Source organism: Cupriavidus ulmosensis (assembly GCF_977008105.1).
Genome location: NZ_CDRMWP010000001.1, coordinates 2,123,718 through 2,138,698, shown reverse-complemented (window position 1 = coordinate 2,138,698; position 14,981 = coordinate 2,123,718). Strand labels below are relative to the sequence as shown.

Genomic DNA, 14,981 nt, shown 5'->3' with positions numbered 1-14,981 from the left:
GTCTCTCCCAAGTCGTAGCGAGCGCCATGCAGCGGGCCGCGTTGTGGGGACTGCACACGCTGAATCGCGGGAAGTGTGCGATTGCAGCCGCGCTCGTCTCGCCAAGGGGAAATCATCATCGTGGAGTAAGTCAAACTGATCACAACAGAAGGCGGCGTCGCATCATGCAATTATTCAAAACCGAAATACGCAGCCGGTTAATTGGATTGATAGCCATCGCAGCCACTGGGTGTCAGAGTGATGCACAGATCCCCCTTGCGTCCGTGCCGATTCGTGCGATCCCCTCAGGTACCGCCTGTCAGAAGGCGGACGCCATGTGGTACGGCAAGATTCTTCCTTCTCGCTATGACCAGCTGCCGCCACTGACTAGTCCAGGGATTGTCGGCTTGCTAAAGTTGATGACGGATAGCTTTTCGGTGAAGGCGCTTACATCGCATGGCGATGAGCTGGAGCCCGGACGACATAAACTGATTCACGCTTTCGGCGCAGAAGCGCGAGTGCGTTTGGTCGTGAGCCCAAAGGCAATGCAAGGCTACACAGGCATTTTCCAGAGCGGCGCAGAATGTGCGATCGCGCGTTTTTCTCTTGCAAACAAGCCCGACACCAACACATCGATCCCGGGCCTGGCGCTGAAAATCTTCATTAATGGAGATCGTCCATCGGTCAATTTGCTAATGATGCATTCGATTGATGCACAAGTGGGGCACAACTACTTTGCTCAAGACTTTAGCAATATCCTGCCACCTGCCGTTGCGTTCCCCAAGCGCCTGCTGGAAAGTGGATTTGAACGCGGTGCCGTATTATTTGGTGCCAAAGACACCAACCCCGGCAGACTGACGCTGGAGCATCTCGCCGGTACCCTGCCAAACGGCGAGCGCATCGCCACGCCCAAGGTGCCGTACCAGCTGATCTTCAAACCAACCACCTATGCTCGCGCCTTGATGGCTGATGCGACTGTCACCGATGACTTTCGCGTCAAACTGGCCGGACTCTCAGTCGGGCAGGCGATCTACGATATCTATACGTTGATGGAGGGGGATCCTGCAGGGAACGCCAAGTTTCTGGGCCAGTTGGTTTTGGCGACGCCAATCGTGGCGTCACGCTATGGCGATGAAACGCTCTATTTCCAACACAATATGGCAAGAAATTAACTTGGCATCGCTTGGTCGGCCATTATTTGTAACGGCTCGCGTTTCAAACGGGCCGTGCTCGCACGATACCGTTTTCAGCTCGCGATAGGTCTCCTTTGCCCACAGCGTTCGCAAGCTTGCCTTCGCCGACTTGCCAGTGCCGAATTACACGACGCTGAGTCGCCGCGCCCAGAAGATGGATGTAGTGCTGCCCTCTTTGCGTAGCGGCGAGCCGCTGCATCTGGTTGTCGACAACACAGATGCGAAGCTCTACGGCGAAGGTGATGCGCTGGCGCATCCTCTCCGAGGAGATTAATCCCCGCTAAAGGGACAGAATGCTCTTTGTCAGCCGCACTCGTGATGGTAGCCGACCACCCATCCTTCCGTGTTTAGGCTGTTGTGCATCGATGTGGCAGCGATAGCGGCCTCCCCAAAGGCAACGGCGATCTGATCGAGACTATGCACTACGTCACCCGCCGCATATAGGCCGGCGATTGTGCTGGCCATGTGCTGGTCAACAATCAGAGTCTTGTCGGGCGCGAGAGCCGCGCCCAAGGCGAAGGCGAGATCTGACCTCACATTGCCTCCCAGAGCAGAGTACAGGGTATCGAACTGGTATTCCTTTCCGCTGTGCGTTTGCAGGGCTGCGATCCTCGTTCCTTCCACGCGCAACGCGGGAATTCCCTCTTCAACGACGGCAATTCCGGCTGCTTTGAGTCTTTGATGATCTTCCTCGGATAATGCGACTTTGTTTCCGAGCGTGAACAGGGTCAGCTCCGACGCATACGTGCGAATGAACAGGGCTTCTTTTATAGCTTCGTTGTCCTGCGCAATCACCGCCGCCTTCTTACCGATAACCTCGTAGCCGTCGCAGATAACGCAGTGGCGTACCAAACCGCAGTGAATGGCATCTGTTAGACCGGGGAAAGCGGGCTCGATGTCGATGACGCCAGTGGCAAGCAACACTTTTCTAGCCTGAATCTGCCTTTGTTCCGTCGATGCCAAAAATGTTCCGTCCTGTTGCTTGATGAGTTTGTTTACCGTACCGGTGGAGATGCTGACCCCAAAACGCGAAGCTTGGGCGCGCAGCCGTGCAAGCAGGTCGTGGCCCGAGATACCGTTCGGGTATCCTGGGCAGTTATGGGAAAGGGGAATCAGCGAGGCGCGGCTCTCGCCCGCGTCGATCACTTGTATGCGACGCCGAAACCGCGCCAGGTAGGTAGCCGCGGTAAGCCCCGCAACTCCCGCCCCAATTACTAGGCAGTCGACCCGCTCTAATGCAGAGTCATTCTTCATTTCAGGCTCCGGTACCGTCTTCCGCGCTCTCGTGCGTTCGACCTTTCGTGACAACCAAAGAAAAGTGACAACAGGAGAATGCACCGCCGAACAGAAGACCTTACTGCACCCTGGCGGTTTCTCAAATAGGCCAGCGTCGGGATCCGACCATAGTATAGGCGCACCGGGTATAGCGCTTCCATCACCGGTACGGCGGCGACATTGTGACGGGACGCGATGAAACCTTTTGGAACGGGAGAGCCGCTGCCAGCCTGGCGGGCCATTAACACTAGCTTATGATTTTCAGCCCCCTTGCGCGTCATCTTGTAGCAGCTTGCTTACGAATGGACGTGGAGTGGACGGCAGCGCATGGCCGGAGTATCGCCAGTCCCGCGCGTGGATCGATTACTTCATTCGCGCGCTTCCTCTCAGGTCTTTGGGTCGCCGGCCACCTCGATATGCATCATCAATCCGCCGCCGCCATGCTGCTCGGTATTGTTGTTGGTTGTATGGTGCGAGATATGGCAATGAATCATCCATTTTCCCGCCTTGAGGGCCGTCCAGATTACGTCATAGCGTTGTCCTGGGCCGACATTCAGAGTGTCCGCCTTGAAGCGGTCCGAAGTAGCGAGGGTCTCGCCATCGCGCGCGACCACCACGAACGGGCCGCCGTGGATGTGCATGGGATGGATGAAACCGCTGTTGGAGCCGATGAAGCGGACTTTCAGCGTTTCTCCCACCTTCATCTTGATTGTGTCGGTCGCGGGGTAGGCGCGGCCGTTGATAGTGAAGTAGTTCGGCAAGCCGCCTTCCATCGGCATGGCGGGGTACGTCAGGCCGTCCCGAACCAACCACTCCTGCAACTGGAGCGTGTATTCGTGATCCGCGGTGAGCTCGTCTCCAAGATTCGCCGGATCGATGATCAGGGCGCCATAAAGTCCTAACGCCTGCTGTCGGTCGACGTGATCGTGTGAATGATAGAAATAGGTTCCGGACTGCACGGCGGTAAATTCGTAGCGGTACATGTTACCGTTTGCGATTGGCGCTTGCGTAACGTTAGCGGGGCCATCCATGACATTCGGCAGGATCAATCCGTGCCAGTGCACTGTCGTCGTTTCCGGCAACCGGTTGATCACGTTGATTCGCACTCGATCACCTTGGCGGAAACGCAGCGTCGGGCCCGGCACTTGACCGTTGAAGGCGTAGGCATTGACGAAAACAGTGGGCAGGATCTGCCAGCGGATGACGGAGGTCTCCAGGTTGAAGACTTTGACGCCGCCTTCGAGGTGCGGCGCGAGCACTTGCGCTCCGGCCTGCTCTAAACCGTAACTGGCCGTAGCATCGCGCGGGTCGACCGCAGCCATGTCCAGCATCGCGGCGGCCGGCGTTTCCTGGGTCATGATCATGCCCGGCGGCATGATCGCCCCGCCAACCTCCTCTGCTGTCAGCCGCAGGTTGAAGAAAGCCGCGGGCAGGGTCATGCCGGCGATCAACATGAGCAAGCTGAATACCGTGACTGCAACCAGTTGCGGCCGAGTCACATCGGTGTGCATGCGATGACCACCGCCCGGCTCAGCACTGCGCATCTTGTCTCCGGGAACCTTGGCGGTGGTCTTGGAGTTCTTCTGCACGCTGGTGCCGCCACCCAGAGGCCCCGCGCTTGCGGCAGCCGCCTTCGCTATTCGCACATCGCCATGATCCATGCCCGCCATGCCGCCGGTGGCACCCGACGACGGCTTGTCCTGGCCGACGTGGGAGGACTTGCTTTCATGCGTCTTCACCGGCATGGAGTTCCCGCGCTCGGTCATCAGCCCATGCTTCATCCCGCGCGAAACCATCCACACGTTGACCGGATAGGCGATAACGAAGCCGGCGACGATGCCGAGCGACATCACCATCCAGAACATCGGCTCGCCGGGCCACATCGCGCGCATGTCGCGCCCCATCATCAAGTAGACCATGACGGGCGCCATCCCGGCCATCATGCAGTTCATTGAGATGAGTTCGGGCAGGAAGCTACGGCGCACGTTCTCGGTGTAGCTGCCGCCCATCGTCTTGCGCATGAACAGCGCCTGGAAGATAAGCAGGCCGAGGAGGAAGCCCGCGGTATATTCGACGATTAGATCGATCCACATCGGGAATCCGACCATAGCCGTAATGACTGCCGCCACCAGGATGCCGGTGGCATCACCAGCGACACAATGGACGGTGGAGCCTACTCCTTGTTTCCAGAGGGGCTTGACGAAATCTTCGTGGCCGCCTGGCATGGGTTCCTTGTCCGCCATGACATACAAGAGCATGCCGATCGGGCCCATATAGAGGGTCACCAGCACAAAACCCCATTTCATCACCGCAGGTTCGGGGTTGCCGGTGAACTGGTCCCACGCCACGTAAGCGGCCGACAGCACCGCTATGACCAGCCAGGCATGGACGAAAATATCGATGGGTTGAATCAACACAAGGCCGATCCCAAGTTAACTAAACTAACTGCCGCGGCAGACCGATCGCATAGCTCAGTGATAGCGCCTGCTGCAACCGTTGCTAGGCCCGACATTTCCGCGCTCCGCTACTGAGACCTTGTCAGTTCCCGGGTGGACGGATAGTAAAAACAGTAGCAGATATCGTCTCGCGCGTGTATCCCGAGAAGTCTGTTCGCCCGCGGTGCTTGTCGCCCCGGCTTCCGGACGAGCCAACGATAGCGGTCGGCCGGCATAGGGCGCGGTTGCGCAGGAAGAGGGCCAGGGGCCTGGGCGTCGTCGCTGGCCCCCAACGTGTTGGTGGCGCCGGAGGGGCTGGGTGAAGCGGCCGGCCCGTGCGAGCCAAGCAAAGGTGTCAGGGTGCTGGGTCGCCAGCCACGGATTCAGTGGGGTTGGGGCGAACATGTCCGGCATCGCCAGCCCCTCGGGTGAAGGGACAGCTTGGAAGCGGCGACGGTGGGTGTGGATCAGCCGGGTCAGCACGATCTCCGGGCTGGGCGCCTGCTCAGCCGGCACGGTACGCAGCGCCCGCGCTCCTAGGGAAATGCTGATCAATGAGCTTTGCGCGTGATGTTGCTCAGGCTATTGACTTCGGTTTTCGCAATGCGGGAGAGAAAGACCAATTCAGCACGGTTTTTCCCGGGTTTTGCGCCTCTCCTGGCGCGCTTGGCGCGCTCAGCACGGACTGCTCCCCCGTGAGGCCAACAACGGTTTCCTGGCAAGCACCAGATTCGCCAGACCAAACAGGCTGAGCAACTGCGCCGTGTTCTTGACCAGGCCCTTGTAGCGAACCTTACGATGACCAAAGAGATTCTTGATGACGTGGAACGGATGCTCGACCCGCGCCCGAATCTGGGCCTTGGCCCGCTCGACGGCGATCAGCAAGTCCTTGACGGTGCCGTCATGCATCGTCTTAATCTTGCCGCGCTTGACGGCCACCTGCCACTTCACGGACTTGCCTTGCATCTCGTCGCGCTTCTCCACGCCCGTGTAGCCCGCATCGCCAAACGCATGCTCCTCGTGACCATGCAGCAAGGCATGCGCCTGCGACACATCCGACGCGTTCGCTGCAGTGCCCACCACGCTGTGTACCAGCCCCGAAGCCGCATCCACGCCGACATGCGCCTTCATGCCAAAGTGCCATTCATTACCCTTCTTGGTCTGGTGCATCTCCGGGTCGCGGCTCTTCTCCTTGTTCTTGGTCGAAGGTGGCGCCTCGATGATGGTGGCATCCACAATCGTGCCTTCCTTCATCATCAGCCCACGCTCGCACAGCATGATGCCGATCTCGTCGAACAGCTTTCGCGTCAGCTCATGCTCGACGAGCATGCGGCGAAACTTGAGGAGCGTGGTCGCGTCTGGCACCGCTTCGACTGCCAGGTCGATCCCGGCAAACGCCCGCATCGCCACGCTGTCGTACAGCGCGTCTTCCAGTGCCTCGTCCGACAGCCCGTACCACTGCTGCAGGAAGTAAATGCGCAGCATCCGCTCCAGACCGATCGGCGGCCGTCCGCGTTTGCCTTTGGGGTAGTACGGCTCGACCGCCGCAATCAGGCGCGACCACGGCACCACGCTTTCCATCTCCGTCAGGAAGCGCTGGCGGCGCGTCACCCGCTTCTTACCGTGGCTTTCCGCTTCCGCAAAACTGATCTGTCGCTTCATCTCCGACTCATCTCTTGGGCATGCATATGACAACGCTTACAAGCCACCCAACGATGACTTTCGTTCTGAATAAATCAGTCTTTCCTTATATTCGACAGCAGCATCATGCGACGGCCGCAGCTTGAGCACCGCCGGCCGCGTTGGGGTCGCCCAGCGAGCCGTGGCACCGCTTGAGGCGCATGAGCGTTTGGACAGCGCCTCGTAGCGCGCCTGCGCCGTGGCGACCGCCTCGGCGTGGCCGCGCTCGTCGGCGGCCACGCGCTCCTGTCTCGCACCTCGCTCAGTTCGTGGCGCAGTAGCTCAACACGCAGTTCGGCCTCGGTCATCCAGTTGCTCCCGGCACAACGGCGGGGCGATCGCCGTCATGCCGTCGGATCAGGTCGCTGTTCCGCGCCTCGACAGCTTGGATGATCGCCTCATAAGGGCGATGACTGGTGACGCAGATGGTCGCACGACCACCGACGCGTCCTCGGCCGCTTGGACGATCACGCCCAGATACTGCTCCGCGTGCTGCTCAGCAAACTGCGCGTAGCGCTCCCGGGTATCCTCCAGCATGTCGATGCGGTGGCTGAAGACGCGGTACTCCGAGATGACATGCAGGCCGGTGAGCTCGGCCCTGAATTGCCTTGGCAAGTTGCACCGCTACACCGACCGCGCCTTCCGAGAGTGCCGACCCATCGGTTGGCACCAAGAGATGCTGGAACGCCGTTGCCTCTTCACGCTTGGCCGCCGCTGCATCGGCACCTGGACGACAGGCTATTGCCATGATAGTCGCTCCGCACCACACGCCTCCCGCTGGCCGTAACGCTGCGCACGGATCCGAGACAGTGGGCGGGACGCCGCCATACTTGGCCACCGAAGGCCGATCGTCTCAACCAGCCGCCTCCTCAAAAAAGGAGCGGCTCGCCGCTCGCGGCGGTGGTAGGACGACAGCCGCAGCGGCGTGTCGCCAGCGTTATGCCTTCGCGGACCGCGAGGTGTGCTCGACCGCCTGCTTGCCTGCCTTTGACGCCGTGTTGCTCGCCGCACTGAGGTTCTGTTCGGCGACCTCGACCGCCTGCTTTGCGGTCTGGTACATCGCTTCACAGAACTTATTAGTGGCGGTCATCACCGAGGTCAGTGCCCCCACCGCGTTCTCCGAACTCGCTGGTGTGCTGTTTGCCAGATTGTCGATGAGCTCCTGCATCCGGCGGTTTTGCGCTTCATATTGCGCTTCGGCGACCTTGGCGAATTCGGCCTGAGTGGCCGTTGCGATCTCAATGAGCTGGCGCTGGTACGACAGCGCCTTCTCGCCGATCTGCGGGATCATGCTGGCCTGCAAGGCTAGCAACTCCTGCTGGTTTTCGGCGCCAAGCGCCGTCTGTGTGTTCTCCCGCGTTTCTGCCAGCGTCGACCTTATTGCTTGCAGGTTAAGCTGGACCAGCCTTTCAAAGCCTTCGAGGGCCTTGTTGGTCAGGCCAAGCACGATGGCGAGATTGCCTTGTTGCGCTGCGGCGATTTGCTCAGCGGACCACGGAGTCATCATGGGTCTCCTCAGATTTGACCAGTACACGCTTGCGCGGAATAGAACGACGCGGATCGTGCGGCGGGACGTCGGGATGGGCTAGTTAGCGAATGCGTGCAATGGCGTTGAGGATGGCGCCGCCTCTGGCGGTGATGCAGGGGCGTCGCTGGCCCGAGTCAAGCCTTTCTAGCTGTACCAGTTCGCGTTCGAGGAGGGCTTCCAGGACCGCGCGGTCCAGTTCAGCGTGATCCGGTGCATCCTTGACGAGTAAGAGAGTGGCCACTTCATGAGGACTCAGCATCCTTGACTCCTGGATTTCGGCTTGGGACTGCTGGGAAGTTGCATTCATAGCCGTCGCAGAGGAGCTCGATTCAGGCGGCGAAGACGGCGATGTTCTTGCTGCCCGGCGTCCCTGCGCTGCGCGCCGGGAGAATCCATTCAATACCGCGAACGTCGATTGATCAAGGTGTGACATGAAGATTCTGTGAACGCTTTGGATCAAATTCTCGCCACCTGGCCAGTCAACAGGCGACATCGGACCCTGCGTTGAAGGGGGCAGGCAAAGGGTGTCCGCGGAATGCACGGCAATGTGGTCGACGCTTCTGAACTGCCTAGGCTAGTGACGTCTGATACCCGCGTGCAACGGGGCTCGCAAGGCGGTCGTTGCATGGCAAAGCTCCTTGATTAAGCCGATAGGGATGCGACCGAGACGCGCCCAAGTGGCAGCAATTCGCGAGCCAGAAGATTAAATCGGCTGTATTAGGTTCGTTACCTTACGGGAACATTACGCGACGATGACACGTCGGTGGCCAGCAATACCTTGGTATCGGTAATGGCGGGGAAGAGGCTTTTGCTTCAGCGCAGGGCACACTATGCTAAGTGGACGCTGACAAATGCGCGAGGAGCCAACGTGTTCGAACGCCATAGCCATGCCGCTCGCAGTTCTGTTTCCCTGAGCCGTCGCCGCTTGCTGGGGACCTTGGCCGCGGCCAGCGGCCTGGCGACTGTCGGCGCTTATTCGCGAGGCGTTTGGGCCCTGAAGAGCCAGGATCATCCCGTCGTGCTGACTGGCACATCGTTTGATTTGGCAATCGGCGCGACGCCGATGGCGTTCACCGGCCGTATCCGGCCGACGACCAGTGTGAATGGGTCCATCCCCGCCCCCATCCTGCGCTGGAAGCAAGGCACCGAGGTCACGCTTCGCGTCACGAACCATCTCGATACACAGACCTCAATTCACTGGCACGGCATTCTGTTGCCATTCCAAATGGACGGCGTACCGGGGATTTCCTTCCCTGGCATCGCGCCTGGCGAGACGTTCGTTTATCGCTTTCAGGTCCGTCAGGCCGGCACGTATTGGTATCACGCGCATACCCGATTCCAGGAGCAGACCGGCTTGTACGGTCCGCTGGTCATCGAGCCGATGCAACCGGATCCGATCAAGGTGGACCGCGACTATGTCGTCATGTTCAGCGAATGGACGGATGAAAACCCGGAGATGGTGTTCGCGCATTTGAAGAAAATGAGCGACTTCTATAATTTCCAACAGCCAACGGTGGGGGATTTCGTCAGAGATGTGTCCCAGATGGGGCTGTCACAAGCCTTGGCCAAACGCGCCATGTGGAACCAGATGCGGATGAATCCCACCGATTTGGCTGATATCTCCACTGCCACCTATACCTACCTGGTCAACGGCACTACCCCGGACGCCAACTGGACTGCCATTGCCAAGGCGGGCGAACGCGTGCGGCTACGTTTCATTAACGGATCGGCGACCACGACCTTTGATGTGCGCATCCCAGGGGTGAAACTCACCGTTGTATCCGCCGATGGCCAGGATGTCGAACCGGTACAGGTCGACGAGATTCGCATCGCTGTGGCCGAGACCTACGATGTGGTCGTGCAGATGCCAGCCGACAAGGCCTATACGATCTTCGCCCAATCGATGGACCGTAGCGGCTACGCGAGGGCAACGCTCGCGCCAGAGCCCGGCATGCGCGCAGAAGTCCCGAAGCCGGACCCGAAGACCTGGCTCACCATGGCCGACATGGGCATGGGTGACATGGATATGGGCGATATGAATATGGGACACATGGGCACGGGAAACGTGAACATGCGTGACATGGGCATGGACACCATGTCGAGTGCGCACGGCATGCAGCCAATGACCCCCCAACCCGGAGCGGCGCCACATGACATGTCCGCCATGTCCGGACAGACGCTGGCTGCGCCTGCAGCGATGGCCGGGATGGATCATGACAAGCCGGCCGTGATGCCTGGCATGGAGAAGGCTAGCAATGAGATGGGGCATGCCATGGGCGGCATGGGGGACATGAGTGGCATGGGGCCACAGGTCGACATGCGCTCAATGAATCCCTCTGGCTCGCTGTCCGATCCGGGGCCGAGACTGCGCAACAACGGCAGGCGGGTGCTGACCTACGCCGACCTCAAAACGGTCGGTCCGGTGATTGACAAACGCCCGCCAAGCCGCGAGCTCGAACTACGACTGACCGGGAACATGCGCCGCTTTATCTGGGGGATCGATGGCAAGAAGTTCTCCCAGGCCGAGCCGATCCGGCTCTACTACGGCGAGCGCCTTCGCATCACGCTCGTCAATGACACCATGATGAACCATCCAATGCACCTGCATGGCATGTTCAGCGAGCTGGAGAATGACGAAGGAAAGGCGCTCGTCAGAAAGCACACCATCAATGTGCAGCCGTCCAAGAAAGTCAGCTTTCTGGTAACCGCCGATGCGCCAGGGCAATGGGCGTTTCATTGCCATTTGCTCTATCACATGGAAGCCGGCATGTTCCGCAAAGTCGTAGTCGCCTAATGCAGAGGACCACGCCAACAAATGCCCGGGAGATTCACGTGCTGAACCGCTGTCAATCACTCCTGGCGGGCGTCGCACTGTTGGCCGGTGCCCAGCTCAATAGCGCCCTTGCCCAAACGATGGCTCCGCACATGGCCCCGATGCCAGGCATGGCGCATGGCGAACCGATGACGCCGCCGACGACCACCCAAGATGGTAAAGCCGAGCGTGGCAGCACTGCGACCGATCCTTCCGCTTCCGCCGGTGCGAACATGATCATCCAGGTGAACGAACCCCGGGTGCCGATGTCGGATCCGGACAAGGGTATACCGATGCCCGGCGATACGATGGCCGATGACGATATCTACTACCAAGTCTTGTTCGATCGACTGGAGTACGTCAAGGCGCCGGGCGGGTCTGGTCTATCGTGGGACGTACTGGCCTGGGTCGGCAAGGACCTCAACCGGCTATGGTTCAAGTCGGAGGGATCCCGCCTCTACGGCAAGACGGAGGAAGCCCGAGCTGAAGCGCTGTGGGGGCACGCTTTCGCGACCTTCTGGGACTGGCAACTGGGCGTCCGTCAAGACTTTGGCAATGGGCCGCCGCGGACCTGGGCGGCCTTTGGCGTACAGGGCCTCGCGCCGTACTGGTTCGACGTAGAAGCCACGGCCTACGTCGGGTCCTCCGGGCGCGCTGGGGCCCGAGTGCGAACCACCTACGATATTCGCTTCACTCAACGCCTGCTTTTGACGCCAGAATTCGAGGCGAATGCCTACAGCAAGGCGGATGAGGCGCGGGGCATTGGTAACGGCATCTCGGACCTGAAGATCGGCTTGCGCCTCAGATATGAAATCCGACGACAGTTTGCGCCATACATCGGCGTGGTGTGGGGCAAGAAGCTCGGCAATACCGCGGACCTGGCGCGTGCTGCAGGGGAGCGGACCACCGACAAGCAAATCGTCGCCGGCGTGCGCATCTGGTTCTGACAGATGACACGCAAGGCTGAGTACGGTGCCCCGATCGCGTGAACGTGCGCGTCAGGATAACAGTCAGCTTTCAAAGGGATTACATTTCGTAGCCAGCCTTCCGACGCCGACTGCAAGACATAGAATGCACATTATGATGGGTGTAGAGGGTCCACAAGGTGACGCGGCCGGCTACGCATTGCCACATTCGGAAGCATTGCGTTGTCGCCGGCCAACTCGCTCAGGAATATAGAATGAAAGTCGGCAGGTTGCTTGTCCTGGTCAGCGGCGCGACGCTGGCCGTGGCGCCGGGCCCGGTCCTGGCGATTCGGCTTGCCTGGGCGCCGATGAACGACAGCGGAAATGGCTTGGGAACGTGGTCCTACGAGGATCCTGGCTCCGTCCTCATCAAAGCGGGCCCGCCCGTGGACCAAGGGTCGACGCCGCACCGTACTGAGCAGAGGGACAGTGAGAAGCTGCAGTATGCGCTTGGCGTGAACCCAAGGCACCGGTTGTTCAAGCATCAAGGCAGCGCCTTGGGCACCTCGCAACCAACCAAGTCATCGCGAGACAAGGAGCGGCCGAATCGTGAGTGCGACACGCCACGCCCGGCTGCTCCGCCTGCACACTCTCACCTTTCACGTCGCTAACCCCGGGACACTCAGTTGTACGTTGTCTTTATCGATCCAAAGGAGGCCTTAAGATGAAAAGCAAATTTGCCGTTGCAACGTTTATTGCCGCACTTTCCTTCGCCGCCTTTGCGGTCGACCAGGCCAACGTGGTCAAAACCTACGAGCTCAAGGACGGCTCGAAGGTTCACGTCTTCAAAGACGGAAAGATGGGCATGGAAAACAAGTTCGGCAAGTCCGTGAGCATGCCCGATGGCAAGGTCATGGAAACCAAGGACGGAACCAAGATCCTCATGAAGGGGAATGAAGTATTCCGCCTTGACGATGCGCTGATCAAGGGCCATCGCGAAGGCGGCTAGGAGTACGCCGCCGCCCGCTTGAGCACAGTTGGAGCGCCGCGGCGGGGGGCGCTTCATTTCGGGCGGCGCCCTTCTCGCCTTGGCGCTGCCATCGTTAATCGCGCCCATCTTCCTAAATGTTGCTACCTTACCTGATTGCTGAGTACACCAACACGCTCAACGGCCTTGAGGCCTGCAGCGTCAAGGCATGACGGCCCTGCCCCGGAATCCGCAACGAAACAGGTCGGGTGCCGGGCATCGCCTGCCCGGCGTCATCCTGCGAAATCACAATGGTGACCCCGGCAGGTTCGTTAGCGGCGTTCTGCAGGACGAGCACACAGCCTTCGCCTGCGACAAGCTTTCGGCTCCATGTCGAACTCGACGAAGCCGCGACGTCTATGACCCACTCTGCCGGTCGCGCTTCCGCCACTGACACGTTATTGGGCAAGAAAGCGGAAGGCCCGCGATCGAGATCGATAATCGGCACGTGCGCTGACGCTGTAACGCTCACAACAGCAAACAACGCCGCGAAACCGGCTCGGATGAGGATCAATCTACGTCTCCCTTGATGGGCGATGAGGACGTTGGTGTTCAAGGATCCGAAGACAGGATTCCATATCGGGCGGGCCGCGCCGCTTGATAAGACTCCCTCGGCCAGTCTCGGCGTCGTACCTACGTTGGCACAAGCTGTTGCGTGCGCGCTCGGTATGCATCGCCCCGGCCCCTGCGCTCTGCTTGCGCGGGCGAGCCACAGATTCTAGGCGCCAAGCCTGACAGGAAGATTACCCGGCGATTACAAGGTTGCGCCGCTTCCCGGCACGACGGCGCCGCGTACGGAGGCGCAGCCCCATTTAAACGCGACGACGATGGCAGCACGTGAGGTGCTGCGATTCGACCGAGCGTCAGCGCGCAAGTTTCATCCGGGTCCCCAATGTAACCTCCTCGCATGTCGCGGTAACCTTTCTCTCTCTAGACTTCAATTCCTGTTGAATTCAAAAAAACGTGTCGAATTGGAGACGCTATGAAAAAAACAGGGATGACGGCTGCTGGCATGCTGCTCGGATCGCTGTCGGTTGGCGCTTATGCTCAGTCGAGTGTCACGTTGTACGGCGTGGCCGATGTCGGGATCGAGTATCTATCGAATGCCCCGTCGTCAAGCGGCGGCAAGAACCTCGTGCGCATGTCCGCTGGCAACATGTCGACATCGCGCTGGGGCCTGCGGGGAACTGAAGATCTGGGAGGCGGATTCAGAGCCTTGTTCGAGCTGGAGAGCGGTTTTTCCCTCGACACGGCGCAATCGAGCAGCGCCGGGCGCTTATTCGACCGCGGCGCCCTGGTGGGCCTATCCAACCAATACGGTCAGCTGACGTTGGGCCGGCAGACGACCGTGCTCTATGACACGGCTATCCAGTTTGATCCGATGGGATTTGCCCCGCGATACTCGCTCTACAAGAGCGATGACACCATTGCCGGCCGCGCGGACAACGCTGTCAAGTACAAGGGCAGTTTCGGCGGCCTGACCGCGATGGCGCTCTACAGCTTCGGCCGCACCGGCGGCGGCGAAGTCCCCGGCGAGCCGAAGGTGGATCGGGAAATGAGCGCGGGCCTGGTGTACTCCGTCGGGCCGCTGTCCGTCGGCGCCCTTTACGACGAATACCGGGGGCCGACGGTTGCCCTGCAGGGGCTGAAGGACCGGCGTGCGCTCGTTGGCGTAAGCTACGGGATCGGGCCCGCGAAGCTTTATGCGGGCTACCGCTGGTTCAACGGCAATATCTCGGCATCCGCGACCGGCACACGCTCCAACTTGTACTGGGCGGGCCTACGCTATCAATTGACCTCGGCCTTGTCTCTCACCGGGGCGGCGTACTATACGGATGTGCGAGGTTCCGGAGCCGACCCGCTGATGTTCGTTGCGTCGACTGACTACGCCTTCTCCAAGCGAACCGACGTGTACTTCAATGTCGGCTATGTCCGCAACAAGGGCGGCTCGCAGCTTGGCTTGAACGGCTTCAATGCCAGCAGTGACGCCCCGGTCAATGTCGTCCCGGGCGACAATCAGGCGGGCGTTGTGCTGGGCGTTCGGCACAAGTTCTAAGCGGAAGCAGTTGAAAGGTCCTTTTACCGAAGGGCCAGTAGCCACGGCGTACCGCCGTGGCTATTTTTACATCTCGGTGGTCGCTCCATAC

Annotated in this window: 12 protein-coding genes and 1 pseudogene; 6 read left to right on the top strand and 7 right to left on the bottom strand. The window is 60.0% G+C overall.

Going from position 1 to position 14,981, the window contains the following annotated elements; genetic code table 11:
* Positions 1 to 164 precede the first annotated feature (164 nt).
* The gene (locus ACWTPI_RS09760; RefSeq protein ID WP_454734127.1) at positions 165 to 1,151 is read left to right on the top strand and encodes a hypothetical protein; all 987 of its coding nucleotides are present in this window, start codon (positions 165 to 167) and stop codon (positions 1,149 to 1,151) included.
* 94 nt (positions 1,152 to 1,245) lie between these two features.
* Positions 1,246 to 1,416: pseudogene (locus tag ACWTPI_RS09755) on the top strand (transposase); the annotation flags it as partial.
* A gap of 59 nt (positions 1,417 to 1,475) precedes the next feature.
* On the opposite strand, the gene ACWTPI_RS09750 reads toward ACWTPI_RS09755, so the two are convergent.
* From ACWTPI_RS09750 to ACWTPI_RS09725, 6 genes are all read right to left on the bottom strand, one after another.
* Positions 1,476 to 2,426 carry an NAD(P)/FAD-dependent oxidoreductase gene (locus ACWTPI_RS09750; protein WP_454734128.1) on the bottom strand — a complete coding sequence of 317 codons (951 nt, stop codon included), beginning with the start codon at positions 2,424 to 2,426 and terminating at the stop codon, positions 1,476 to 1,478.
* 407 nt (positions 2,427 to 2,833) lie between these two features.
* Positions 2,834 to 4,861, bottom strand: a complete 2,028-nt coding sequence (locus ACWTPI_RS09745; protein WP_454734129.1) for a DUF4396 domain-containing protein — start codon at positions 4,859 to 4,861, stop codon at positions 2,834 to 2,836.
* A gap of 696 nt (positions 4,862 to 5,557) precedes the next feature.
* Entirely contained in the window at positions 5,558 to 6,544 is a 987-nt protein-coding gene (locus ACWTPI_RS09740) for an IS5 family transposase (protein WP_454732083.1), read from the bottom strand.
* 375 nt (positions 6,545 to 6,919) lie between these two features.
* A complete protein-coding gene (locus ACWTPI_RS09735) occupies positions 6,920 to 7,177 on the bottom strand; it encodes a hypothetical protein (protein WP_454734130.1) in 258 nt (85 codons plus the stop codon).
* A 322-nt stretch (positions 7,178 to 7,499) separates the two neighbouring features.
* On the bottom strand, positions 7,500 to 8,066 hold the full coding sequence (phaP, locus tag ACWTPI_RS09730; RefSeq protein ID WP_454734122.1) for a TIGR01841 family phasin: 567 nt from the start codon (positions 8,064 to 8,066) through the stop codon (positions 7,500 to 7,502).
* A gap of 85 nt (positions 8,067 to 8,151) precedes the next feature.
* Complete coding sequence (locus tag ACWTPI_RS09725; protein ID WP_454734101.1) at positions 8,152 to 8,349, bottom strand: hypothetical protein; 198 nt, start codon at positions 8,347 to 8,349, stop codon at positions 8,152 to 8,154.
* A gap of 609 nt (positions 8,350 to 8,958) precedes the next feature.
* On the opposite strand from ACWTPI_RS09725, the gene ACWTPI_RS09720 reads away from it, so the two are divergent.
* The 3 genes from ACWTPI_RS09720 to copK all read left to right on the top strand — a co-directional run bounded on the left by ACWTPI_RS09720 (position 8,959) and on the right by copK (position 12,816).
* Positions 8,959 to 10,884, top strand: coding sequence for a copper resistance system multicopper oxidase (locus ACWTPI_RS09720; protein WP_454734131.1), 1,926 nt, complete (start codon positions 8,959 to 8,961; stop codon positions 10,882 to 10,884).
* 38 nt (positions 10,885 to 10,922) lie between these two features.
* Positions 10,923 to 11,849, top strand: a complete 927-nt coding sequence (locus ACWTPI_RS09715) for a copper resistance protein B (protein ID WP_454734100.1) — start codon at positions 10,923 to 10,925, stop codon at positions 11,847 to 11,849.
* 682 nt (positions 11,850 to 12,531) lie between these two features.
* Positions 12,532 to 12,816 carry a periplasmic Cu(I)/Cu(II)-binding protein CopK gene (gene copK / locus ACWTPI_RS09710; protein ID WP_454734099.1) on the top strand — a complete coding sequence of 95 codons (285 nt, stop codon included), beginning with the start codon at positions 12,532 to 12,534 and terminating at the stop codon, positions 12,814 to 12,816.
* Between the two features lie 127 nt (positions 12,817 to 12,943).
* On the opposite strand, the gene ACWTPI_RS09705 is transcribed toward copK, so the two are convergent.
* Complete coding sequence (locus ACWTPI_RS09705) at positions 12,944 to 13,348, bottom strand: hypothetical protein (RefSeq protein ID WP_454734098.1); 405 nt, start codon at positions 13,346 to 13,348, stop codon at positions 12,944 to 12,946.
* Between the two features lie 468 nt (positions 13,349 to 13,816).
* On the opposite strand from ACWTPI_RS09705, the gene ACWTPI_RS09700 reads away from it, so the two are divergent.
* The gene (locus ACWTPI_RS09700) at positions 13,817 to 14,890 is read left to right on the top strand and encodes a porin (RefSeq protein WP_454734097.1); all 1,074 of its coding nucleotides are present in this window, start codon (positions 13,817 to 13,819) and stop codon (positions 14,888 to 14,890) included.
* Positions 14,891 to 14,981 lie beyond the last annotated feature (91 nt).

Coding starts and splice junctions, on each gene's coding strand:
- ACWTPI_RS09700 (WP_454734097.1), top strand. CDS start 13,817: ATGAAAAAAACAGGGATGACGGCTGCTGGCATGCTGCTCGGATCGCTG.
- phaP (WP_454734122.1), bottom strand. CDS start 8,066: ATGACTCCGTGGTCCGCTGAGCAAATCGCCGCAGCGCAACAAGGCAAT.
- ACWTPI_RS09760 (WP_454734127.1), top strand. CDS start 165: ATGCAATTATTCAAAACCGAAATACGCAGCCGGTTAATTGGATTGATA.
- ACWTPI_RS09740 (WP_454732083.1), bottom strand. CDS start 6,544: ATGAAGCGACAGATCAGTTTTGCGGAAGCGGAAAGCCACGGTAAGAAG.
- copK (WP_454734099.1), top strand. CDS start 12,532: ATGAAAAGCAAATTTGCCGTTGCAACGTTTATTGCCGCACTTTCCTTC.
- ACWTPI_RS09750 (WP_454734128.1), bottom strand. CDS start 2,426: ATGAAGAATGACTCTGCATTAGAGCGGGTCGACTGCCTAGTAATTGGG.
- ACWTPI_RS09725 (WP_454734101.1), bottom strand. CDS start 8,349: ATGCTGAGTCCTCATGAAGTGGCCACTCTCTTACTCGTCAAGGATGCA.